Genomic DNA, 21,582 nt, shown 5'->3' with positions numbered 1-21,582 from the left:
CTCACCGTCACGGTACGCGGCCGCGGCACGGTTGCGAGAACAGCCCCGGAACGGCGTTACCAGGGCTGCAGTCCAGGCTTTTCGGGGCGCACCAGGTCCTGGGCAGCGGCGAGGTTGTCCACGATCGCGACCAGCTTCCAGCGCCACCCGCCCCAGCGGACCACCGCGCGGGGCGCGTCGAGGTCGAGGTGCGCGGCGCGGGGCGGGCCGGGGCCATCGCGAGCTCGCCCAGCGCAAGCACCTGCTCGTTGCGAAATGCGTGGCGCGTTCGTCAGAAGCAGCGAAGTGAGGCAGCCGCCGCCGGAGGATGCACCAAACTTCGGCGTTCACGTTGCGCACACGCCATGCAGGCGATTTAGGGTGACGTCCGACCCGATGGCAACAGCGACACCAGACCGGACCCTCGCTCATCACGGCGTACAGGGCCCGTCTGCTCGCTCCCCCCACCCCGTCTGTCCAGGAGGTCTCGTTGTCTCGCCTGCCCAAGTACCTCATACCCGTCGGCGCCGCCGCGGTGTTCGCGATCGCCTGGGGTGCCTCGTCCTCCCTGGGCACCACCGCTCCTCCCCGCACCATGTCGCATCCCCCCTCCCCCAGCCCTTCCCACAGCAACGCCGCCGCTACCGGGGCCCGTTCGCTGCTGTGGGACGGCGACGCCTCACACGGCCTGGGGGTCTTCGGCACCACCCTGTGCGACGCCCCGGGTAGCGTCACCGTCGATGACTGGGGCACCCGGCGCGGCAAGATCTTCAAGTTCAACAAACCCATCGGCGTACCGCGCTGTGAGGCCCACAACGTCAAGACCGGCGGCGGGGAATACCCCTTCACCAACGGCAAGACCTACTGGTTCGGCTGGGACTCGATGACCAAAACCGGCGACGCGCAGACCGTCTTCCAGTGGAAGTCCAACGGCACCAACGACGAGAACAGCCAGAACTACCCGGTCTTGATGAAGGTCGAGGACGGAAAGCTGAAGGTCTGGTACGTGGCGCCGGGAGAGGAGTGGATTCCGATCGGCACCGCCCCGTGGTCGGCCGGCCAGTGGCATTCGATCCAGCTGGGCATCGCCACCAGCTCCAGCTCCTCCGGCACCCTGTCCATCTACCTGGACGGCAAGCAGATCGCCTCCCGCCAAGAGGCCCGCACTTGGGACGACAAGGGCAACAAGCCCCGCTGGGGCACCTACTGGGGAACCGACGACAGCACCGCCTCCATCAACTGGATCGACGGGCTGAAGATGGGCACCACCCGCACCGAAGTCACCTGAGCTTGTCCTACCGTTCCGGCGCGGGCCCGCGCCGGTCATTCGTAGGATCGGTGAGTCCGAGGACTCCGAGTATGACTGTTAGCTTGTCGCCGCTCGATGGCTGAAAAAACTTGGCCGCCCGGAGCCCGTGACGGTTACAACCGCTCATTGGGATACGCGACTTGATCGCTGTATAGGACAACGTCGGCAAGGCCGTCCGCGGGATCGCTGTTCGCCTTTTTGCTGCTGGAGGTGACGGTTCGGGCTGGGTATTCCGCGGTGAGGGCGTCGGGAGGGGGTACGGCGGTGGGGCGGGGAAGGTCTGGGTGGTGCCGTCGGTGTCCCATCGGGCCACCTGCCACGGTTCCTTGACCCACAGCTGGAGTTCGATGTGCTTCCGGACTTTCTCGGGCTCCGGGAAGAGCGTCCAGTAGCCGTAGCCGAGGCACTGTCCCGAGCGGGTGGCGGCGCCGATCCAGTCCGCGTTGTCGCTGCGTAGGGTCACCTGCAGCGGCAGGCGGCGGCCGCCGACGAAGACGGGGTGGCGGGCGACGTACTCGACCACGTAGCTGCGGCCGGCTTTGCGGTCGACGGCGTCCGCGGTCGACACCGGCCCCATACGGCGTGCGGGATCGGATCGGCGATGCCGTCGATGAGGTCCTGGGCGAGCTGGTGGACATCGGCGCGGCCGCGGCAGAACTCCGGCCAGGCGATGTTGTCCGGGCCCCCAGGAACGGTGGCCGCGAACTCGGCGACGACCTCCGGATCCTGGCCGAAGGCATCCAGGAGTCGGACGATCCGCCGCGCCGACGCGATCGCCTGTCCCGCCTTCTCGCTGGTCTTTGTCCTGCCCGTTCCGGACGCGCGGCCGGCGGCCGGCGGGCCAGGAACCGTCTTGCCGGCGCCGCGGGTGCCGGGGCGTTGGAGGGGCGGGCAGAACAGCCGCCACTGCCCGGCCTCGCGGACCACCGTGCTGCCCGAGGAGTTCACGAGCTCCTTGCCGCGGTGCTCCAGGTCGTACGGGAAGCGCGGGCCGTGGTTCTTGCCGGGGTTCTTGGCGTAGTGCGATGAGGTGGAGTCCGGGCCATCGGCGTTGCCGTGCCGGCCGTGGACGTCGACTCCGCACTCCCAGCACGTGAGCGGCTCCAGGTAGGGCGGGTGCGGTTTGACGTCGATCGCGGATCGGTCGTACCTGTCCCCCGCGCGTCCCTCACGTAGGGGATTCACCCGCCCCGCTTCTTCTTCGGCTTCGTCACCCCGCCCCTCTGCCCCGGCCTTCCCGTAGATCTTGCCGTGTCACCAGACCTGCAGACAGCCCGCTCCAAGCGATCCCCGCACGCCCAGCAGATCCTCGTCGTCAGGGGCGCCGCCGTGAGTGCAAGTGCCGGGCTGGCGTGCGTCAGCGGGCCGGGGACTTTCTGCCTCCATCGGGGGCCGGTGCTGAGACGCAATCCGGGTTTTCGGAGTTCGGCGGTCCGAGGATGTCGAGAACGTGCCGCCGGCTCCGTCCCAGAGACGTGGGCGGCCGCCACCGGCCGCATGAAGAAGGAGAAACCAGCATGGCGATTCAGCGAATGGACAACGTCGGCATCGTCGTCGAGGACTTGGATGCCGCCATCGCGTTCTTCGTGGAACTCGGTATGGAGCTGGAGGGCAGGGCGGAGGTCGAGGGCCCCGTCGCCGACCAGTGCACCGGACTCGACGGCGTCCGCTGTGACATCGCGATGGTCCGGACCCCGGACGGGCACAGCCGGATCGAGCTGGCGAAGTACCGCAGCCCCTCGGTGAGAGGCGCCGGGCCGCGCAACCGGCCGCACAACATCCTGGGCACACACCGCATCATGTTCGCCGTCGACGACATCGAGGACACCGTTGCCCGCCTGCGCCCTCACGGCGCCGTGCTCGTCGGCGAGATCGCCCGGTTCGAGGACAGCTATCTGCTCTGCTACATCCGCGGCCCGGAAGGCATCATCGTCGGACTGGCCCAGCAACTGCGCTGAGATCGCGGGGCGTCAGAAGCCGTGCGGTTTCTCGGTGTTTCAGTGCCACCGTCGAACCGCCGCCAGACGTCAGGCCCAGTGCCAGCGCGACGTCGACGGCGCAGTTCTTGAATCCGGGCGGCGGCGCTCCACACGCCTACGCGTCCGCCGCCGCCCCGTCCAAGGCCCCCCACGCCTGAGCCGTGGACTGGGCCGCGGGAGCACTGCGTTCCTGTCAGCCGCGCTATCTGCCTGTTGCCACCTCCGGCTGTGACGAGGTGGCTTCTTCCAGGGTGTTGTTGACCGTGGCGTTGTTGGTGACGCGTGGGCGCAGGCTCGGGCCGTGCAGGGCGAGGATGGAGGCGATGCCCCAGCCGATGACGGCGAGGCCGGCGGTGACTTGGCGGGCAGGGTCTGGGGTGCCGGGCTGATGAAGAGGCAGTATTCCGACCCTGCGCTATTCCCTACGATGCGCAGCGCCGCGCACCAGTCGCCGGGCTCATCGGCGCCCCGAACCAGGGAACCCGCTGCTCCCGACGTGAGGACCTGAAAGCCGTCAGCAACGCCACGAAGGCCTCAGCCCATTCCTGTCGCAGTCGCTCCGCTGGAAGGCCCGGACGGGCTGCGATGTGGTGCTCAATGAGCTCGGCCAGACCCACGTCCGTCGCGGGGCGGGCGCGCAGGAATTCACCGGAAGCGTCCACCGCCTCCCTGGCCAGGAGGTCGCAACCGATCAGGTGCGACACACCGGCAGCAGGCCCACTGCGGAGCCGCCAGCGGGTCGGCCGGACGCGTCGAGGGGCGCGTTCCGCGCCCGGCAAGAATCGAAGACCGCAGGGGCGGCCATGCCGAAGCGGCCCTCGGCCAGCGGGCCCCTATGGGCGCCTCGCGTCGTTGTTCCTGGGGGGGCCGTTGACCGGTCCCCCCGCAGCAGCGAGGACGGACAGTGCTCGCCCTGTCCGTCCTCGGTTCCGGGGCCCGGGCACTCGCAGCGGGCACCGGGGCGTGGTCACATCACGGCGTCGGTCTGAAGCGGGCCCGCAGTGATGCGGAGTGTACGGACGCGGACCGGCTCTTCCTGGTCGAGAGAGAAGATGTGCATGAACGGGGCGCGCACCACCTGGTCCGGCGCGCTCTTCTTGGCCATGGTGGCCTCGCCGCGCAGCAGGCGGACGCCGTCGCCCGCGGTCCAGTACTCCAGGACCTTGTGGGTGATGTTCAGTGGCTCGTCGATCTTGACGAAGAACGCTTTGATGGCCTCGACGCCGTGGATGTGCTCGGTGCCGAAGAACATGTCGGTGTCCTCGGTCAGCGGCGCGAAGCCCTCACCGAACTCCAGGGTGTCGATGGCGTCCATGAACTTCAGGACCCAGTCGGGTACGGCCGTCGCGTGCGCGGTGTCTGCCATGGTGTTGGTCTCCTGATCAGGCTGCTGCGGGCACGGAGGCGAGGAAGGCGTCGATCTCGGCGTTGACACCTTCAGGGTTCTCGCGAGCGGCGAGGTGCGCGGTGTGCTGGAGCACACGGAAGGTGCTGCCCTCGATGGCGTCCGCCATCTTCCGCACCACGTGCACCGGGAACTGGCTGTCCTCCTCACCGGCGATGATCAGGACGGGCACGTTCCTGATGGTGTTCAGGCGGCGGTGCTCGTCCTTGCGTCCTATGAGGATGCTGCGCAGCGCCCACGCCACCGACTTCGGGTCGTCCCGCAGAACGAACTCGGTGAACTCCACGAATTCCGGGTTGGTGGCCTCGGCGGTGGGGCCGGCGAAGGCCGCCTTGGCCGCCTTCGCGGCCAGCGGCGGCATCTTCGCGTGCAGCGACAGGAAGGTGGACAGCGCGCTGGCCCAGACGCTCTCGACCGTCGTGGGCAGGGAGGCGGTGCAGTTGATACCGACCGCCGCCGCGGTCCGCTGCGGGTAGTAGGCCGGGAAGACGCCGGCGAGCATGCCGCCCCAACTGTTGCCCACCAGGACGCACTTGTCGATGTCGAGGGCGTCGAGGATCTCGACGAGCGCGTCGGAGCATTCCTTGAGGTCGATGATCTTGCGCAGCGCGTCGGACCTGCCGTGTCCGGGGCTGTCGATCAGCACGACGCGGTAGGTCGGGGCGAAGTGCTCGTACTGGTGCTGCCACATGGTGCCGTCCATCATCAGGCTCGGCCAGCACACCATGACGGGGCCGTCACAACGGCCGCCGACGCGCACGTTGATCAGGCCCAGCGAGGTGGGGATCAGCTTCTCGGTAACCCCTTCGAGCCAGTTCGTGGTCATGATCGGTCCTCTCCGTGACCAGGGAGACGTTCAGCCACTAGTACCGTAACGCTACTAGTTGCAAAACGCTATTACATGGTCCCGGATCGAGGCACTCAGTCGCCCGGCGCCTCGGGAGCCGCCCCTCCCCGCCGACCGGCACCGCCCTCCTGGGCGGCCGTCGGGCGCAGGGTCGAGGCCTCGACCGGCTGATGACAGCTGCTGCACGCGAGGTATGGATTGGTCGCGTTGCCGCATGTCGTGTGCATCATCGGGTGGTGCGTGACATCGGTATCGGTCGCATGGGCTTCAGCCCAACGCGTGACGACCGCGATGGCGGGGACGACGAGCTCGCGGGCGCTGTCGGTGAGCGCGTACTCGTACCACGGCTTGTCGGAGCGGTAGGCGCGCTTGGAGAGCAGGCCCAGTTCGGTCAGGCTGTTGAGCCGCGCGGTGAGGATGTTCGCCGAGATTCCCAGAGCTCGCTTGAGTTCACCGAAGCGGCCAACGCCGAAGAACACCTCCCTCAGGATCTGGTAGTTCCAGCGCTCGGAGATCGCGGCCAGGAACTCCTGCCCGTGCTTGAAGTTGACGCGGCCCTCGTGGTCGGACACGGCTTCCCCTCTTCGATGACCCCAGTGTGGTTTCAAATCAAAAGTAGTCCCACAATGTTACTACCTGTAACGCCCGCCTGGCACCGGCCGTCGCCCAGCGCTGCCCCTGCGGCACACCTCTGCTCCTGGCCGACCCCGCCAGCGCACCCTCACAGTTCACCCCGCGCTTCCGCCACGCCAGCAGCCGCCCCGGCCGACAGTGGGGGCGTCCGTGCGGACCGCCGCGAACATGTCCGGTCGTGTGCTCACGGGTGGCGGGTACGGTGCACCGACTGCTGGGTTGCCGGGCCTACTGACTGGCCGCTTCCGCGCGCAGGATGGCGCCATGGACGCATCTGCCGGCATGTCCCTGTTCCTGCGGCGCAAGCTCGCCCGCCGCTTCGAAACGTTCGACACGGACGGTGACGGCTACGTCGACCGGGCTGACTTCCAGGCCGCCTGCGATCGCCTCGCGGCCGCCTTCAACCTGAGCCCCGGCGCCCCGGAGCTGGGGCGTCTGCGTGAGCTCAGCGACGGGGTGTGGCGGCATCTGGCTCAGGCCGCGGACGCCAATGCCGACGGCCGCATTGACCTGGCCGAATACCAGGCGGCGTTCGCCGCCGGCCTGTTGGTCACCCCCGCTTCCTTCGACGCCGGGTACGTGCCCTTCCTCGACGCGTTGATGGACATCGCCGACACCGACGCCGACGGCAAGCTCACCCGAGACGAGCAGGTCCGCTGGACCGGCGCGCTGATGGGGCTGCCGGAGCCGGATGCCCGGGAGGTCTTCGGCCGCCTGGACCGCGACGTGGACGGGCTGATCAGCCGCGACGAGATGCTGGAAGCGATCCGGGAGTACTACTTCAGCGAGGAGCCGACATCGACGGGTGTCTGGCTGCTCGGCCCGCTCGACCCGCATTAGCACAGCTCAACGCATGGCGAGCGTGAGATGCCCGACGTCGGCTACCGCCCCTTACGGGCCCGCAGGGCCGGTGTCCTCTGTTCGTGCGGCAGCCGCTTCGAGCAGGGGCCAGCCGTCGAGGCTCACCGCCCGCCGCTCCTCCGGCAGCCACCCGCGGGCCAACGCCGCGTCGAGCAGGGCCCGGACGGCGCCCGGCTCGTGCAGGTTCAGGGAGCCGCCCCGGACGTATCCCACGTCTCCGGAACCCATGGGGAACCCGCCGGGCACGTATCGGCCCGGGCCCTCGGCAAAGACGATCCGCAGCGGGCCGCCGGTGCCGGCCGGCTGCGGGTACAGCGTGAGAGTCTCGCAGCAGCTCACAGACCGGCCACTGTCCAGCACGCGGTGATGATGACGAAGCGTCCACAGGTATGTGCGTCCGTCTGCGACCAGTCGGCGGGGCTTCTTCGGATGGCGGGGCACAGAGGGAAGACTATGTGGCCCACCCCAGAGGCAACCCGGTGATCAAATGACGCTGCGCCCTAAGGGCGTACCCTCCTCGGCGCGGCCCGCGATCAGCATGGCGGTTACGCCGACCGGAGAGTCCGGGTTCCCGGCCTGACGTTTACGAAGAGGGGTCGAGGCGCACCCATTTGCCGTTCTTGACCCGGTACAGGGCGAGGTCCGCGTTGGTCGCGTCACCGTACTTGTCGGAGCCGATCCGGCGTCGGCCGTCATGCAGGTCTCACTGCTCAACCATCTCGTTCTGCTCCGCCAGCGATGCGACCTCCGGCACCGGGGAGAAGTGGTTGCGCCGGAAGTAACCGATCTGTCCCTCGCCCCCGCCCTTCTCGTGGGCGCCGTCGATGCCCGGGCGGCAGTAGAAGCTCTCAATGCCACAGTGGGAGCGGAAGGCGATGCCTGATCGGCGACTCCGGCACCGGTAAGTCCCACCTCCTGATCCCCCTGGGCACTGAGGCGGCGATGCACGGTTTCCGCGTCCGCTACGTGCTGGCAAGCTCGTCAACGAACTGGTCGAGGCCGGCGACGAGAAGCAGCTGTCGAAGACGATCACCCGCTACGGCCGTGTCGATCTTTTATGCATTGATGAACTCGGCTATATGGAACTTGACCGCAGGGGTGCTGAGCTGCTGTTTCACGTTCTCACGGAGCGGGAGGAGAAGAACAGCGTCGCCATCGCCCCAACGAGTCCTTCGGCAGCTGGACGAAGACCTTCACCGATCCCCGGCTCTGCGCGGCCATCGTCGACCGCCTGACCTTCAACGGCGCCATCATCCCAACGGGCACCGAGTCCTACCGCCTCGCCCACACCAAAGCCCTGGCCGAACAGACCGCAGTCGGCTGAACCAGGCTTCCACAGGACAAGCCGCCCGGTAATTCGCTCCTGCTCACCAAATGACCCTGTCAGCGGGCCTAACCCGACTGCCTGTGACCGTCATTGATCCTGCGAGGCATCACGCCGAGGATCAGATTTTCGAGGGCGTGCGGCATCGGCCCGAAGCTGGCGACCCAAGCCTCGACAAGGTAGATCTCATTGTCCTCATCGATACCGAGAAAGAATCGGCCGTGATCGAGCTCGCCGAGCGGGAAGAGACGTCTCCCCAAGGAGTCGCTCCACTCGGAGAACCGGTCATCCTCTCCCCAAGCCAGCTCCGGCTCCAGCTCGAATGGTTCCCGGGCGCGGTTGATTCCCGGGCCGCCGATGCTCACGGTCAGCCCTCCGAACTCCTGGAGAAACCCCTCGGCAGCGTCGTGCATGACGATCCCGACCGTTTCGAACCTGGACCGCCAGCCGGTCGTGTCGCCCCTCCTGCCCGCCGTCCATCCAGAAGCCTCCAGGACCTCCAGCACCTCCGGTGACCACTCGCTCACGACAGGCCCCACTCCCCAGCTTGAAGCATGAGGCGATCATCCCAGCAGACGGCCCGAGAGAACAGCGTGTGACCGCACCACAAGAAGTGGCCCAGAGCCCAAGAACCGACAGCACCTGTCCACGAGTTCGGGCGGCACTCGAAGCTCTGCAGAAAACGAACAGTTCATGACTTCAGGCAGCACGGGCCCCTGCCGAGAGTTCGGCAGGGGCCCACGGTGTGGAGAGCTGCGGAGGCCCGGGGCCTGTCCTCGATGAGCGGCAGGCCGGCCGACGCCAGCTACTGTCTGCTGCCGGTCTGACGGCCCGGCCTCACTTCAGATGTCGGGTGAAGAACTGGGCCGCGGCGTCTCCCGCGAACTGCGGGACGCCGGTGTGCCCGCCCATGTTGGCGTGCAAGGACTTCTCCTTGGAGCCGAAGGCGTCGAACAGGTCCAGGGCCGCCTGCCGGTCGTTGCCTTCGTCGTCCCACTGCAGCAGGACGTGCAGTGGAATGGTGACCTGCCGGGCCTCCTCGAACATGGCGCGAGGCACGAAACTCCCGGCGAACAGACCGGCGGCCACAATGCGCGGCTCGACCACCGCCAGCCGGATGCCGATGGAGATCACTCCCCCGGAGTACCCGACCGGGCCGCCGATCTCGGGCAGCGAAAGGAGGGCGTCCAGGGCGGCCTGCCATTCCGGGACCGCCTTGTCGACCAGCGGGAGGATGAAGGCGTCGACGATCTCGTCGCTGACCGGCTCGCCGGCCTCCATCGCCCGGCGCAGGTCGGCGCGGGCCTGCTCGGCGGCGGGCCAACGGGGCCGGTCGCCGCTTCCGGGGAGCTCGATGGTGGCCGTGGCGAAGCCGTCCGCCGCGGAGTGCCGGGCCCGGGCCACCAGTCGGGGATACATCTTGCGCAGCCCGAGGGGAGGGTGGCCGAGCAGAATCAGCGGCACCGGTGCGGATGCGGATGCCGATGCGGGTGTCCACAGGATGCCGGGGGTCTCATCGAGGGTGAATTCGCGTTCGAGGACGCCGTCGTCGAGGTGCTGCTCGGAAGTGAAATGCATGGTCGTGCCTTTCGGGAGTGCACTGGAACGGCGCTCCCGGACGACCTGTCTATCGCCCGACCGTGGCCCCGGAAGGGAGCACCCATGTCGATACTGCGTTCACGGGTACCACCTCCTCGATCTCTCGCACGGCCTCCGGAAATGTAGCAGTGGTCGCCTCGTCCGCCCAACGGCTTTTTGCGGAGTCTCCGTGGCCGGATGCCACGGAGACACTGTGCAGAGCTACTTGGGGTGGGCGGGATTACGCTCCGCGAGACGGTGCCGGCACTGCGGCTTCCTCGCCAACCGTGAACATCTCGCCGCCGGCGGGCACCCCGACCCCGCGCCAGCTGAACGGCACACCGCGCGCCGTGTCCATGTCCGGCCCGTCCATCAGCTGGAAGTGCACGTGCGGCTGGGTGGAGTTGCCGGAGTTCCCGCAGCGGCCGAGCACTTGGCCGGCGACGACCTTGTCGCCCGCCCGGACCTCTAGCGAGCCGCGCTGGACATGCGCGTACACGGCGTAGGTCCCTTCGCCCAGGTCGAGGACGATGTGGTTGCCGACGATGCGGCGGGCCCCGCCGAGCGTCCTGCCGACGCCCTCGATCAGCCAGAAGTACAGAACCCCGGCAAGGGAGCTGCGGCTGAGGTGGTCGCGCTGGCCGTCCTCGGCGTGCGCGACGGTGGCATCGGCCACCGCGTGCAGGGGCGCCCCGAAGGCGGGGTATGCCTGGTTGCGGTGGGCGACGGGCCAGAACCAGACGGGGTCCGGGCGAGCGGGCCCCTCCTCCGGTTCGGCCACGATGTCGATGGCGTAGGTCTGCCCGAGGTGGTGCGTGCCGTGGCTCGGCACCTTGTCGGCGGGGCTGTTGAGGGCGGACCAGCGGCCGGTGACCGGGGGCTCGACCTCGACCGGCGCCGGGGGCTCCGTCTCGATCCGCCGACGGGCGGAGCGGGAAGTCACCAGGCTGACGGCGATGGCACCGAGCGCGGGCAGCCAGCTCACCCAGTAGTTGTACGGCAGGTCCACGAAGAATCCGACGGCGAGCTGGGCAAAAAAGATCAGCCACAGCGCATGCTGGATCCTCGCAGCGATCTTGCGTCGGCCTACAGACATTACTTCCCCCTCGTACAGAAAACGGTCAGGTCACGGGGCGCGCGGCCGTGAGCACCACGAGCAGCGGCACCACTCGCCCGGCAGGAACCTCGTACCGGCCGCGCTCCGTGGTGTGCAGCCAGCCCGCGCCGGTCAGTTGGCGCAGATGGTGATAGATCTGGCCGGTCGTGCCGACGTCCTCGAGCGCGGCCAGTTCGGCGGCGGTGCGCAGACCACCCAGGATCTCCCGCAGCAGCCGCAGCCGTACGGGATTGCCGAGCGCGGCGAACGACTCGGCCGCATCGGACCAGCCCTCCTCGAACAACGTCTCCGTGAGGAGGCCGTACTGCCACTCGTACCGATGCCCCGTCGGCACACGCACTGCTCCGGTGAACAGAACGGCGCCGTCCGCCTCCTGCGTCACCGGATGCCGCGCCTTCAGCGCGTCGAGGGCCCAGAAATCTCCCTCTCCCACGGCGGCGGGCGCGGCCGGCCCCGCTTTCTCCAGCTCCGCCATGCGCCGTTCGAGCTCGGCAACGCGCTCTTCCAAATCCATAACCACGAGATTACGTAATTACGTAATGCCGCGCAAGCCCAGGAGCCGTCCCGCCGGCTCCGCGACGAGCAGCTCAGGCGGTGGCCATGGCCACGCCGATGCCGCCGACCGCGGCCTGCTCTTGCGGGCGAAGTACGCCGACGGCGTGAGCGACAGGGCCCGGCAGCGGCGCCTCAGCCTCGGTCGGATCAGTCGCGAACAGCTACGACGACGCGATGACAGCGAGGCATGCGGCTGGAGGTGTCCGAGCTGGTGTGGTGGAAGAATCAAAGTCCGGCAGCTCTGAGGTCAATGGCTCCTCCCGTGCTCTGCCGGGTGACCATTGCAGGCACGGGTCGGCGGATGCCGCCGTTCCAGATCGCCTCGTCCACCATCAGCCGCGTTCCGGGTGATAGTTGAACGAATAAAGCGTGCCGAGAAGTACCCAACATATTAGATATGCCGGTCTCCGGCCCCGCGCTAGCATTGAGGCGCCCTGTTCCACCCATGGAGGGCGCTGATGGCCGATCAGGCTGCGCCAGGAACATTGCGTTTTCAAGTGCTCGGCCCCTTGCGTGCATGGCGGGGAGATTCCGAGCTGCACCTTGGCCAAGCGCAGCAGCGAACAGTGCTCTCGGCACTGCTGCTGCACGCGAACCACCCACTGAGCCGCGAGCAGCTCATGAAAGCGGTTTGGGGCCCGACGTCTCCGACGCGCGCGGTGAACCTACTGCAACGACATGCCTCCGGGCTGCGCCGGGTACTCGACCCCGGGCGGTCCCCCCGCGAGCCTTCCGACGTGCTCAGGTGGACCGAAGCCGGCTACCGGCTGACCGTACCCGCCAACGGCCTGGATCTGATCCGTTTCGATCATGAGGTCGTCCGTGCCCATGCCGCTCGGGCGGCCGGCGAGTTGTCGACAGCGGCCGAAGCACTGCACAATGCGTTGGGGCTATGGCGTGGACAGGTCTGCGAGGGTCTGAGCAGCCCCCTGATCGACGCCGAACGGGACCGGCTGGAAGAACGACGGCGCACCGTAACCGAAGAACGCATCGAACTGGATCTGGCACTCGGCAGCACCCTCGATCTGGTCGGTGAGTTACGGCAGCTCCTGGTGGACCATCCGCTCCGTGAGAATCTGCATGGTCTGCTCATGCTGGCGCTGCACCGGTCGGGGCACAGGACCGAGGCGCTGGCCGCCTTCCGCCAGGCCCGCCTGTTACTGCACGACGAGCTCGGCATCGAACCCTGTGAACCGTTGCAGCGCATGCATGAACAGATCCTGACCGCCGATCCGGCTCTCGATGCACCGCAGCCCCCCGCTCTGAACGCCGGTGCGGTCCCAGTAGAAGAAGCAACGGCACAGCGCGAGCCGGTGATCCCCGCTCAACTGCCGCATCGCACAGTCGGATTCACCGGCCGGGCCGATGTGCTGGCCCGGCTCAACGCACTGGTGCCTGCGGAAGGCTGCGATCCCTGCGGTGCAGCGGTGATCGCCGCTATCGGCGGAACGGCCGGTGTGGGCAAGACTGCCCTGGCGATTCATTGGGCGCATGAGGTCCGTGACCGCTTTCCGGACGGCCAACTGTACGTGAATCTCCGCGGGTTCGACCCGAGCGGACCCGCGATGGAGCCGGCGGCAGCGATACGCGGGTTCCTGGACGCCTTCACGGTTCCCCCTGAGCAGATACCGGTCGATCCCGCAGCACAGGCCGCTCTGTATCGGAGTCTGCTGGCGAACCGGCGCGTGCTGGTCGTTCTCGACAACGCGCGCGATGCCGAACAGGTACGTCCGTTGCTCCCCGGATCATCAGGCTGCCTGGTCATCGTCACCAGCCGGAACCAACTTGCCGGCCTCGTGGCCACCGACGGGGCCCATCCGGTGGCTCTCGACCTGCTGTCCCCCGCCGAAGCGCGGAGCATGCTCAGCAACCGCATCGGCCGGCAGTGCCTCTCGGCGGAATGGGACGCGGTGGACGACATCATCACCTCCTGCGCGCGTCTGCCGCTCGCCCTGGCCATCGTGGCCGCACGCGCCACTCTGAGTCCGCAGTTCCCCCTCGCCGCGCTGGCCAAGGAGCTGCACACCGTCAACGGCGGGCTCGACTGCCTGGACGGCGGAGACGACGTCACCAACATCCGGGCGGTGTTCTCCTGGTCCTACCAGCAGTTGACTCCCCCGGCGGCCCGGTTGTTCCGGCTGCTGGGCCAGCACCCCGCCCCGGACATCGACGCCCTGGCTGCGGCAGCACTGGCCGGAGTCCCGCCCGCACAGGTGAAGCCCCCGCTTGCCGAGTTGTCCCACGCACAACTGATCACGGAGTGCATGCCCGGCCGCTTCACCCGTCACGACCTGCTACGCGCCTACGCCGCCGAACTCTCCATGGCCCACGACCCCAACGCCGAGAGGCATGCGGCCCTGCACCGGATGCTCGACTACTACCTGCACACCGCTTACCAGGCCAGCCTGCTGCTCAATCCGTACCGCGACGATCACATCGCGCCGGCAGCAGCCGACCCCTCGGTCGTCGTCGGGCAGTTCGAGGACCACCACAGGGCGTTGGCGTGGTTCGCCACGGAACACAACGTCCTCCTCGCGGTACTCCAACAGGCCGCGGACAGCCGCTTCGACGTTCACGCCTGGCAGCTCGCCTGGACTCTCACCCCCTTCTTCGACCGCCGGAGCCACTGGCACGACGCTGCTTCGGCACACCGGATCGCGCTGGAGACCGCCCGCCGCCAGGGCAACACACACGCCCAAGCCGTCATCCACGTGTGCCTGGCGTACGCGTATCTGCGTCTCGGCCGCTACCAGGACACCCATGACCACGCGGAACAGGCGCTGACCCTGTTCGCAGAGCTCGGCGACGCCGCCGGCCAGGCCCACGCGCACCGGACGCTGGCCTGGGCACTGGACCGGCAGTGCCGCTACCGCGAGGCACTTCCGCACGCCGAACAGGCCCTGGAACTCTTCGGGGTGGCCGGGCACCGCACCGGCCGGGCACGGGCCCTCAACGCGGTCGGGTGGTTCGTCTCCCAGCTGGGAAACCACGAGGAGGGCCTCACCTACTGCCGCCGTGCCCTTGAACTGCAGAAGGAGCTGGGCGACCGCTTCGACCAGGCGGACACCTGGGACAGCCTCGGCTTCGTGTACCGGCATCTCGACCGGTGCCAGGAGGCCATTGCGTGTTACGAGCAGGCACTCGACCTCTATCGGGAGATCGGGGATCAGTACAACGAGGCCGACACCTTGTGCTCCCTCGGCGATTCCCACTACGCCATCGGCGAGACGCAGGCAGCCCTGGCCGCCTGGCGGCATGCCCTGACGATCCTCGACAGCCTCAGCCATCCTGACGCCGCCCAGGTGCGCGCCAAGCTCAACGACGTACGGCAGTGACATCGACGCCGCTGCACGACGGGCTGTGTATGCCGGCAGAGATGTCCTGCGTAGTGCGGACGCTGCGCCCTCTTGACGACTCACACCTGCCTCGACAGACTTTCCCACATTCGAGGATTCTGCGAGTATCCAGTGCTCCGTCCTCTTACTCGCCGCTCGCTCCACCTGCGCCGAGAAATATCCATCGCATTCTGCAGCCCAGGTCTGGTCCAGGAAAACCTGCAAATTCCGCAGACGGAATTCCACCACCAGGAGGCCGGCATGTCGGTCGATCGGATCAGCGAAGAGGACCTGACAGGTCTCATCCAGAAGTTGAATTCACTGGAGCCTCATCTCTCCGAGAACGAGCGAGGGGCGCTGAGCGCCGTTTTCCAGGCAGCCGGCAGGTATTACGCCGAAAGTTCCCTGAGCCAGTCCGACAGCATGGGCTCCCGAATCAAGCGGACCAAGGGCGTGTCACAGACATCCGGGTACGATGAAATCTTCAAAATCTATGAACCCGTAAGGCGCAGGTCGACCCCGGAGAAGACCAAGGATCCGGAAGCCGGCGCCGCACAGGAAAAGAACGAGGAGCCCCCGAGCGGTTAGTCACTCGGGCCATGCGCCGGCAGACGTCCGCCCCTTGGCCGTAACGGAGGTGGTGACGCATGCCCCGCGTCCCGCGGGCCGGGGCTGCCGCCTCGCTCGCGCCCCTGCAGCACGTCGCTTCCGGCCTCGCGGAGCAGCGCGCGTCATGTCCGGTGGTCCTTGTTTCCATGCCTTTCATGGACTTCCGCCGCCCCTCCATACAACTGGGGCTGCTCAAGGCGATCGGCAGCGCGAGCGGATTCCCGGTACGCACCTTCCACGCCAACCTCGACTTCGCGAAGCGGATCGGCACGGACTACTATCGCGCGCTCTCCGAGCAGCGCCGAGGCATGGTCGGTGACTGGCTGTTCTCCCCCGCGGCCTTCGGAGATGCGGCGCCCGATCCGGAGGCGCAACTCCTCGATGACTTCGCCGACGAACTCGCCTGCCTGGCCGACGGATCACGCGGGCAATTGCGGGACCGGCTCCTGCACACGCGGTGCTGTGATGTCCCTGCCTACCTCGACGACCTCATGGAGGCGTTCCCCTGGCACGAGGTACAGGTGGCGGGTTTCAGCTCGACTTTTCAACAGAATACGGCGTCTTTCGCCCTGGCGCGTCGCCTCAAGCAGCGGTACCCGGAGCTGTTCACCTTGTTCGGCGGCGCCAATTTCGACGGCGAGATGGGCGTCGAGTTCGTACGCTCCGTCGACTGCATAGACGCGGCTGTCATCGGTGAGGGTGACGCCGTTCTCCCCCGCCTCCTCGACACCCTCGCTGCCGGTGGTGATCTCGGCACCGTCCCCGGTCTGGCCCGTCGCGTCGACGGCCAAGTGACCGCGACACCGTCCCCGCCCCCTTTTAACCGGCTCGACGATCTGCCCACGCCGGATTACGACGAATACTTCAGGCGCGCCGAAAGCCTGGCCCTCCTTCCGCGTGCCGCCCACCGGACGGTGTGGTTACCGCTCGAAACCGCTCGGGGGTGCTGGTGGGGGGCGAAGCATCACTGCACCTTCTGCGGTCTCAACGCGAACGCCATGCAGTTCAGGGCCAAGTCGCCCCAGCGCGTGCTGGAGGAGTTCGGCGAGCAGGCACGTAGATACCGCACCTTCCGCTTCGAGACCGTGGACAACATTCTCGACATGAGTTATCTGCGGACGCTGTTCCCCGCCCTCGTCGAAAGTGACACCAACTACGAAATCTTCTACGAGGTCAAGGCCAACCTGAGCAGGGCGCAGCTCAAGCTGCTGGCGGACGCCGGCGTGACGCAGATACAGCCCGGTCTGGAATCGCTGAGTTCGCACGTGCTTCGCCTGATGCGCAAGGGTGTCAGCGCTGCCCAGAACATCAATCTGCTGCGCTGGGCGCAGCACTACCGGATTCACGTGTCCTGGAATCTGCTCTGGGGGTTTCCCGGCGAGACCCCGCAGGATTACGCCGACCAAGCGGCAGTCATCCCCCACTTATGGCATCTGCAACCGCCGTCGAGTGCCGACCGGATCTGGATGGAGCGCTTCAGCCCGCTCTACAACGAACGGGAGACGCTCCTCTCGTACTGTCGGCCCGAGCGCGGCTACCGCCATGTCTATCCCCGCAGCATCGACCTCGACCGGGTTGCTTATTTCTTCGACTACGGCATGGACGGCGCCTTGCCGGAGGGCCGCTCTCTGCCACTGCGGCAAGCCGTCGAGGACTGGACGGCGGCCTGGCAGGGCGGGAACCGGCCCAGGCTGGAGTACTGGCGGGCGCCGCATTTCGTGCAGATCCAGGACGCGAGGCGCGCGGGGGACGAGGGCACGTACACGTTCGAGGGCTCCCTCGCCGACCTCTATCTGGCGTGCAGCACTCGTCCCGTGACGGCGGCCGCCGCCCGCGATCAGCTGGAACTGGAGGAGCCGGTCGAGGCCGTGCAGGAAATGCTCCTCGAGCTGACGGAGCACGGCTTGGTCTTCATGGACGGGCCCCTGGCCGTCGCCCTGGCGCTGCCCGCGGCACGTGCGAGGGCGGCTCAGTAGCCGCCGGAGACCCCGTAGTCGGGAGGTGTGTCGGTGGCGACTGCCTCGATGTTCTCGGCCACATCGGGCGGGAGGCCGCCGAGTGGCAGTTTTGCCGAGCTGCTGGGCCGGTGGCCGAAGAGGCGCAGATACGCAGCGTCCGGGCCGGTGATCATCATGGCGAGGCCACGCACCGCGCCGACCTCGAAGCCGGCCGCCCGGAAGAAAGCGGAGACCTTTTCCACGCGCTCGGCGGAAGGCATGGCACCGCCGGCCTCGTCGGCCACTAATGCGTAGTCCGGAACTGTTGCTTCAAAAACTACGTACGCCGCCTCAAGATTTTGCTTCATAATAGACTCCACGGGGCAGGAGTTGTCATGCTCTACGCCGAACTTAGTATGGCTATTGTGTGCCGGGTTCCCTTAAATGGAAGCACTCGGCGGGACAGCGAGATTCCGCTTGTCTCCGAAAGCTGGTCGCGATGTCGGACACCACTCAGAACAGCCTGCCCGAAAAGCTGTACGCTCATGCGTCTCCGCGCTCCCGTGGCGGAACTTCCCTCTTCGACACCGGGTTGCAGGACCGTGCCATCACCACGAAGTACGGACCGGATTTCACATCCTCCTCGGACGACATCCGCAATACCGCAGCAGAACTGCGGAAGGCCGGATTCGAAATTTTGGGCACATCGCCGACAACGGTCAACATCGCCGGCCCGTCCCGTCTCTACGAAGAGTACTTCCAGGCTCGACTGGGAGCCGAGGAGCGCGACGTCATCAAACCGGGAGCGCGGCGCGGGCAACGGACGGCCACCTTCATCGACTGCCCCGACACCCCTCTCCCCGGCCTGATCTATGCGGATCAGAGCCGGGTGGCCAACCTCGTGGAGGGCGTGGCGATCGAGGAGCCGGTGTACCCCTTCCAGAACTCGCCCCCGGTCAGGGCCCTGCCACCCAGGCCCAAGTACTGGCACCTCACGGTTCCTGAGCAGGTCGTGGAGCTGCTCGATGCCGAGGAACCGCACCACAAGGAGCTCACGGGGGCCGGGGTCCGCCTCACGATGGTGGACACCGGTTGGTGGGGGGACCATCCCTACTTCGCCGATCAAGGCGTGCGCGGCACGACCGTGCTGGGGCCGGAGGCCGAGGAAGCGGGGACCGACGAGAACGGGCACGGCACCGGTGAGTCGGCGAACGTGTTCGCGCTCGCGCCCGAGGTCACCTTCACCATGGTGAAGGCCAACTTCAGGAACATGCTCGGCGCCTTCAACACCGCGGTGGAACAGGATCCGCCACCGGATATCATCAGCAACAGCTGGGGGTCCGACGTCAAGGACCCACCGTTGAGTGCCGTGCAGCGGGCCACGGCGGCGTCAATATCGCTCGCGGTGGCGAACGGCATCACCGTGTTGTTCTCCGCGGGGAACGGTCATTTCGGCTTCCCCGCCCAGCACCCCGACGTCATCGCCGTCGGCGGGGTGTACATCGACAGGTTCGGCACCGCCCAGGCATCCAACTACGCGAGTGGCTTCGCCAGCCGCATCTACGCGGACCGCGCCGTCCCGGACGTGTGCGGCCTGGTGGGCATGCACCCGAAAGGCGCGTACATCATGCTGCCCGTTCCCCCCGGCTGCGAGATCGACCGGGAGCTGGCGGGTGAGAAGGACGCGGAGTTCCCCGAGAGCGACGAGACGCTCGACAACGACGGGTGGGCCGCCTTCAGCGGGACGTCCGCAGCCGCACCGCAAGTGGCAGGCGTCTGCGCACTCATCCGTGAGGCATACCCGAACCTGTCCCCGCGCGGTGTCCGCAATGCCCTGATGAGCAGTGCGCGCGACGTCACCGTAGGGGCGACCAACCCGGACTGCTGTGGGGAGATCGCAAGCCCCGGACACAATTGCGCCACCGGCTATGGCCTGGTCAGTGCGTCAGCGGCGCTGGCAGCCGCCACCTTCCAGGCATGAGCGGCAATTCGCCGTACCGCCGGCCTCAGCGCCGAGCGGCACGGCCGCAAGGGCCCGCCGGCCTAGGAAGCCAGCTTCTCCGGGTGCCTCCGTTCGGTCTCGCAAGAGCCCAGGTGGCTCATGACCGTATGCGCCAACTGCGGAGAATCGAGGATGCCGAGGTGGCCGCCGGCGGAAAGGCTCACCGCGTCGGCGTGCCCGCCGGCCGTCGCGCTGGAGATCGGTACTACGCGATCGGACGTCGACCCGACAAGGGACCACCGGACGCGGCCGCTGGAGCTGATCTCCGGCAGATCGTCCAGGAGCGAAGAAGAGGTGCGCATCTGCCTGGCCGCGGGGCCGAGTCCAGCGTACGCAAGCCGGGCCCCTCGGTGCGGTGTCGCAATGGTGGTGGCGGTCACCGTGTCGGTGTCCAGGCCGAGTTGCTGTACCGCATAACGCACCACGAGTCCGCCGAGGCTGTAGCCGATGAGGTGAACCCCATCGGTACCGCTGCGCCGCATGGCTGCCGAGGTCTCGTCGACGAGCACGTCGGCAATCTCCGGAATCCCCGTCCGCAATGAGCTGTACTGCAGGCACGTGGTGTTCCGGAAACCGTTCTGGTGCAGTTGCCGAAACAGCGACCCCCAGCATCCCGAAGGGGACAGATAACCGGAGACGAACACGATGGGTGTCTTGCTGCCGGCCGTCGGCCACGTCCTCCCCTGTGAGCCCGGCTCGGGTGCAGGCCGGGAACGGAGGCGTTGCGCCGAGGTGAGTTTCAGGGTGGTCCGGAAGGCCGTCGCCACAGTGGCCGCGGCAGTCTCGGCAGGGGCGGATGCCGCAGCACGCAGCAGTTCACCTGGAAGTCGCATTACTTCTCTGCTTTCCCCGGGATTGACATTCGGTTCCTCGCTCCGTCACCGCGCGTTGCTGTTGCCCCGCGCACGCCGTCAGAGGTCACGGATGACGCCTCTGCCTTGTGCTTCAGCTTGCCCTCGTGCGTTGCAAGCCTTGTTGCAGGAGTCACTGCAGCCGGGCTCCGCGGGCCCGGTCCGCGCCAGGTGGCCCCGCACGTCCTGCACGGCCAGTGCCAGTGCATCCGTCCGGGAGCCGGCCGCGTCGAAGCTGCGCCAGGCCACGTGGTTGTCAGGGCGCACCAGGACCGCGCCGCCGTCGATGATTTCCCGCACCCGCCTCGGCCGCCGCCCAACATGCTTGGCCTTCCGGCCCGGTGAACAGGGCGAAGGGTCAGGGCCGGGGGTGCGAAACCCGCGTCGGTGGCGGCGCGCCGGCACCACTCCCCCACGCGTTACCCAGTTTCGCTCCGGGTGCGCTGTACATCCCGCATTGTTTGGCCCCCCATGGAATGCGTTTGTGGACGCTCCGTCAGTCGCTGCCCAGCCGGAAGCCCACACCCCGTACCGTGATGATCCAGCCGCTCCCGCCCAACTTGTTGCGCAGGCTGCTCACATGCGTGTCCACGGTGCGACGGGACCAGGAGTCCCCCCACAGCGTGTGCATGAGCCGCTTCCGCGAGATGACGGTGTCCGGGTGGCGGGCGAGGAAGTACAGGAGGTCGAATTCCTTGCGCGTCAGCTCGACGTCCGTACCGTCCAGCGTGACCTGCCGCGCGTCGGCATCGATGCGCATGGGGCCGTGGCAGACGACCTTGGCCGGCGGCGGCTCGGGACGCGCCCGGCGCATGACGGCCTCCATCCGGGCCAGCAGCTCTCGGAAACCGTAGGGTTTGACCAGATAGTCGTCCGCGCCGGCCTGAAGGCCCAGTACACAGTCCAGCTCGGTGTCCCGCGACGTGAGGGCGATCACCGGCACATCGTCGGACGACCGAATGTGACGGCAGATCACCAGCCCGTCCAGATCGGGCAGTTCAAGGCCGAGCAGGACCAGGTCGGCATCGTCGTACTCCTGCAAAGCCTCCCTGCCCGTACCGACGCCGGTAACTTCGTAGCCGTGCCGCTGGAGCCTTCGGACCAGGGCATCCGCGTCCTGGGAATCGCTCTCCACGACGAGGACCCGCCACCGCGCGCGCGGTACCGGTTCGCTCAGCAGGACGATGGCGCCTGTGTCTGCCGTGTCGGTGTGGCGTGGGACGGATGAAGAGGTACGGGTCAGTTCCGACAATGGGCGGCT

The 21,582-nt window shown here is 67.6% G+C and carries 22 protein-coding genes and 1 pseudogene; 8 read left to right on the top strand and 15 right to left on the bottom strand.

Features of this window, described 5'->3' with window-relative positions:
* Positions 1 to 56: 56 nt before the first annotated feature.
* Positions 57 to 257 carry a DUF6087 family protein gene (locus IG84_RS42935; RefSeq protein ID WP_382467420.1) on the bottom strand — a complete coding sequence of 67 codons (201 nt, stop codon included), beginning with the start codon at positions 255 to 257 and terminating at the stop codon, positions 57 to 59.
* Positions 258 to 469: 212 nt separating this feature from the next.
* Between IG84_RS42935 and IG84_RS0118660 the strand changes: the two genes are divergently transcribed.
* A complete protein-coding gene (locus IG84_RS0118660; protein WP_051861953.1) occupies positions 470 to 1,267 on the top strand; it encodes a heparin lyase I family protein in 798 nt (265 codons plus the stop codon).
* Positions 1,268 to 1,747: 480 nt separating this feature from the next.
* On the opposite strand, the gene IG84_RS0118655 is transcribed toward IG84_RS0118660, so the two are convergent.
* A complete protein-coding gene (locus IG84_RS0118655; protein ID WP_031058340.1) occupies positions 1,748 to 2,473 on the bottom strand; it encodes a hypothetical protein in 726 nt (241 codons plus the stop codon).
* 332 nt (positions 2,474 to 2,805) lie between these two features.
* On the opposite strand from IG84_RS0118655, the gene IG84_RS0118650 reads away from it, so the two are divergent.
* Positions 2,806 to 3,246 carry a VOC family protein gene (locus tag IG84_RS0118650; protein WP_031058337.1) on the top strand — a complete coding sequence of 147 codons (441 nt, stop codon included), beginning with the start codon at positions 2,806 to 2,808 and terminating at the stop codon, positions 3,244 to 3,246.
* 443 nt (positions 3,247 to 3,689) lie between these two features.
* Here the strand turns inward: IG84_RS0118650 and IG84_RS42930 are convergent, their stop codons facing one another.
* The 4 genes from IG84_RS42930 to IG84_RS0118635 all read right to left on the bottom strand — a co-directional run bounded on the left by IG84_RS42930 (position 3,690) and on the right by IG84_RS0118635 (position 6,091).
* Positions 3,690 to 3,971 (bottom strand): maleylpyruvate isomerase N-terminal domain-containing protein, encoded by a 282-nt coding sequence (locus IG84_RS42930; RefSeq protein WP_157848910.1) that lies wholly within the window; start codon positions 3,969 to 3,971, stop codon positions 3,690 to 3,692.
* Positions 3,972 to 4,234: 263 nt separating this feature from the next.
* Complete coding sequence (locus IG84_RS0118645; protein WP_031058334.1) at positions 4,235 to 4,633, bottom strand: nuclear transport factor 2-like protein; 399 nt, start codon at positions 4,631 to 4,633, stop codon at positions 4,235 to 4,237.
* A gap of 16 nt (positions 4,634 to 4,649) precedes the next feature.
* Positions 4,650 to 5,498 carry an alpha/beta fold hydrolase gene (locus tag IG84_RS0118640; RefSeq protein ID WP_211266478.1) on the bottom strand — a complete coding sequence of 283 codons (849 nt, stop codon included), beginning with the start codon at positions 5,496 to 5,498 and terminating at the stop codon, positions 4,650 to 4,652.
* 95 nt (positions 5,499 to 5,593) lie between these two features.
* Complete coding sequence (locus IG84_RS0118635; protein ID WP_031058327.1) at positions 5,594 to 6,091, bottom strand: winged helix-turn-helix transcriptional regulator; 498 nt, start codon at positions 6,089 to 6,091, stop codon at positions 5,594 to 5,596.
* Positions 6,092 to 6,416: 325 nt separating this feature from the next.
* On the opposite strand from IG84_RS0118635, the gene IG84_RS0118630 reads away from it, so the two are divergent.
* On the top strand, positions 6,417 to 6,992 hold the full coding sequence (locus IG84_RS0118630) for an EF-hand domain-containing protein (protein ID WP_245659401.1): 576 nt from the start codon (positions 6,417 to 6,419) through the stop codon (positions 6,990 to 6,992).
* A gap of 51 nt (positions 6,993 to 7,043) precedes the next feature.
* Here IG84_RS0118630 and IG84_RS0118625 read toward each other — a convergent pair whose 3' ends face one another.
* The gene (locus IG84_RS0118625) at positions 7,044 to 7,454 is read right to left on the bottom strand and encodes a hypothetical protein (protein WP_031058322.1); all 411 of its coding nucleotides are present in this window, start codon (positions 7,452 to 7,454) and stop codon (positions 7,044 to 7,046) included.
* 435 nt (positions 7,455 to 7,889) lie between these two features.
* Here IG84_RS0118625 and IG84_RS39915 point away from each other — a divergent pair.
* A pseudogene (locus IG84_RS39915) lies at positions 7,890 to 8,337 on the top strand (ATP-binding protein); the annotation flags it as partial.
* A gap of 68 nt (positions 8,338 to 8,405) precedes the next feature.
* Here IG84_RS39915 and IG84_RS0118620 read toward each other — a convergent pair.
* The 4 genes from IG84_RS0118620 to IG84_RS0118605 all read right to left on the bottom strand — a co-directional run bounded on the left by IG84_RS0118620 (position 8,406) and on the right by IG84_RS0118605 (position 11,546).
* Entirely contained in the window at positions 8,406 to 8,864 is a 459-nt protein-coding gene (locus IG84_RS0118620; RefSeq protein ID WP_037800466.1) for an SUKH-3 domain-containing protein, read from the bottom strand.
* Positions 8,865 to 9,174: 310 nt separating this feature from the next.
* On the bottom strand, positions 9,175 to 9,915 hold the full coding sequence (locus IG84_RS0118615; RefSeq protein WP_031058317.1) for an alpha/beta hydrolase: 741 nt from the start codon (positions 9,913 to 9,915) through the stop codon (positions 9,175 to 9,177).
* A 241-nt stretch (positions 9,916 to 10,156) separates the two neighbouring features.
* Positions 10,157 to 11,011, bottom strand: a complete 855-nt coding sequence (locus tag IG84_RS0118610) for a M23 family metallopeptidase (protein WP_031058315.1) — start codon at positions 11,009 to 11,011, stop codon at positions 10,157 to 10,159.
* Positions 11,012 to 11,036: 25 nt separating this feature from the next.
* Positions 11,037 to 11,546, bottom strand: coding sequence for an ArsR/SmtB family transcription factor (locus IG84_RS0118605; RefSeq protein WP_031058314.1), 510 nt, complete (start codon positions 11,544 to 11,546; stop codon positions 11,037 to 11,039).
* A 499-nt stretch (positions 11,547 to 12,045) separates the two neighbouring features.
* Between IG84_RS0118605 and IG84_RS0118600 the strand changes: the two genes are divergently transcribed.
* The 3 genes from IG84_RS0118600 to IG84_RS0118590 all read left to right on the top strand — a co-directional run bounded on the left by IG84_RS0118600 (position 12,046) and on the right by IG84_RS0118590 (position 17,507).
* Positions 12,046 to 14,922 (top strand): AfsR/SARP family transcriptional regulator, encoded by a 2,877-nt coding sequence (locus tag IG84_RS0118600; RefSeq protein ID WP_031058313.1) that lies wholly within the window; start codon positions 12,046 to 12,048, stop codon positions 14,920 to 14,922.
* A 72-nt stretch (positions 14,923 to 14,994) separates the two neighbouring features.
* On the top strand, positions 14,995 to 15,510 hold the full coding sequence (locus tag IG84_RS41200) for a hypothetical protein (protein WP_157848908.1): 516 nt from the start codon (positions 14,995 to 14,997) through the stop codon (positions 15,508 to 15,510).
* Positions 15,511 to 15,569: 59 nt separating this feature from the next.
* A complete protein-coding gene (locus tag IG84_RS0118590) occupies positions 15,570 to 17,507 on the top strand; it encodes a RiPP maturation radical SAM C-methyltransferase (protein WP_031058310.1) in 1,938 nt (645 codons plus the stop codon).
* On the opposite strand, the gene IG84_RS0118585 is transcribed toward IG84_RS0118590, so the two are convergent.
* Entirely contained in the window at positions 17,501 to 17,836 is a 336-nt protein-coding gene (locus IG84_RS0118585; RefSeq protein WP_157848907.1) for a hypothetical protein, read from the bottom strand. The genes IG84_RS0118590 and IG84_RS0118585 overlap by 7 nt on opposite strands.
* Positions 17,837 to 17,967: 131 nt before the next feature.
* On the opposite strand from IG84_RS0118585, the gene IG84_RS0118580 reads away from it, so the two are divergent.
* Positions 17,968 to 19,449 carry a S8 family serine peptidase gene (locus tag IG84_RS0118580; RefSeq protein ID WP_031058306.1) on the top strand — a complete coding sequence of 494 codons (1,482 nt, stop codon included), beginning with the start codon at positions 17,968 to 17,970 and terminating at the stop codon, positions 19,447 to 19,449.
* A 62-nt stretch (positions 19,450 to 19,511) separates the two neighbouring features.
* On the opposite strand, the gene IG84_RS40690 is transcribed toward IG84_RS0118580, so the two are convergent.
* The 3 genes from IG84_RS40690 to IG84_RS0118565 form a co-directional block, all read right to left on the bottom strand.
* The gene (locus IG84_RS40690; protein ID WP_157848906.1) at positions 19,512 to 20,114 is read right to left on the bottom strand and encodes an esterase/lipase family protein; all 603 of its coding nucleotides are present in this window, start codon (positions 20,112 to 20,114) and stop codon (positions 19,512 to 19,514) included.
* A gap of 267 nt (positions 20,115 to 20,381) precedes the next feature.
* Positions 20,382 to 20,570 carry a hypothetical protein gene (locus IG84_RS42810; RefSeq protein ID WP_342668447.1) on the bottom strand — a complete coding sequence of 63 codons (189 nt, stop codon included), beginning with the start codon at positions 20,568 to 20,570 and terminating at the stop codon, positions 20,382 to 20,384.
* Between the two features lie 247 nt (positions 20,571 to 20,817).
* Positions 20,818 to 21,507: a response regulator transcription factor gene (locus IG84_RS0118565; protein ID WP_031058299.1), complete on the bottom strand. Its 690-nt coding sequence runs from the start codon at positions 21,505 to 21,507 to the stop codon at positions 20,818 to 20,820.
* Between the last annotated feature and the right edge of the window lie 75 nt (positions 21,508 to 21,582).

Origin of the sequence: Streptomyces ochraceiscleroticus, from assembly GCF_000720485.1 — a bacterium.
GTDB lineage: Bacteria > Actinomycetota > Actinomycetes > Streptomycetales > Streptomycetaceae > Streptomyces > Streptomyces ochraceiscleroticus.
The sequence above is the reverse complement of the archived record's forward strand: the minus strand, read 5'-3'. Positions and strand labels throughout refer to the sequence as shown.

Excerpts from the sequence above, each read along its gene's own strand:
- IG84_RS0118640 (WP_211266478.1), bottom strand. The coding sequence starts at position 5,498 with ATGACCACGAACTGGCTCGAAGGGGTTACCGAGAAGCTGATCCCCACC.
- IG84_RS0118645 (WP_031058334.1), bottom strand. The coding sequence starts at position 4,633 with ATGGCAGACACCGCGCACGCGACGGCCGTACCCGACTGGGTCCTGAAG.
- IG84_RS0118600 (WP_031058313.1), top strand. The coding sequence starts at position 12,046 with ATGGCCGATCAGGCTGCGCCAGGAACATTGCGTTTTCAAGTGCTCGGC.
- IG84_RS0118650 (WP_031058337.1), top strand. The coding sequence starts at position 2,806 with ATGGCGATTCAGCGAATGGACAACGTCGGCATCGTCGTCGAGGACTTG.
- IG84_RS0118580 (WP_031058306.1), top strand. The coding sequence starts at position 17,968 with ATGTCGGACACCACTCAGAACAGCCTGCCCGAAAAGCTGTACGCTCAT.
- IG84_RS0118585 (WP_157848907.1), bottom strand. The coding sequence starts at position 17,836 with ATGAAGCAAAATCTTGAGGCGGCGTACGTAGTTTTTGAAGCAACAGTT.
- IG84_RS0118610 (WP_031058315.1), bottom strand. The coding sequence starts at position 11,011 with ATGTCTGTAGGCCGACGCAAGATCGCTGCGAGGATCCAGCATGCGCTG.
- IG84_RS0118630 (WP_245659401.1), top strand. The coding sequence starts at position 6,417 with ATGGACGCATCTGCCGGCATGTCCCTGTTCCTGCGGCGCAAGCTCGCC.
- IG84_RS0118590 (WP_031058310.1), top strand. The coding sequence starts at position 15,570 with ATGCCCCGCGTCCCGCGGGCCGGGGCTGCCGCCTCGCTCGCGCCCCTG.
- IG84_RS0118605 (WP_031058314.1), bottom strand. The coding sequence starts at position 11,546 with ATGGATTTGGAAGAGCGCGTTGCCGAGCTCGAACGGCGCATGGCGGAG.
- IG84_RS0118615 (WP_031058317.1), bottom strand. The coding sequence starts at position 9,915 with ATGCATTTCACTTCCGAGCAGCACCTCGACGACGGCGTCCTCGAACGC.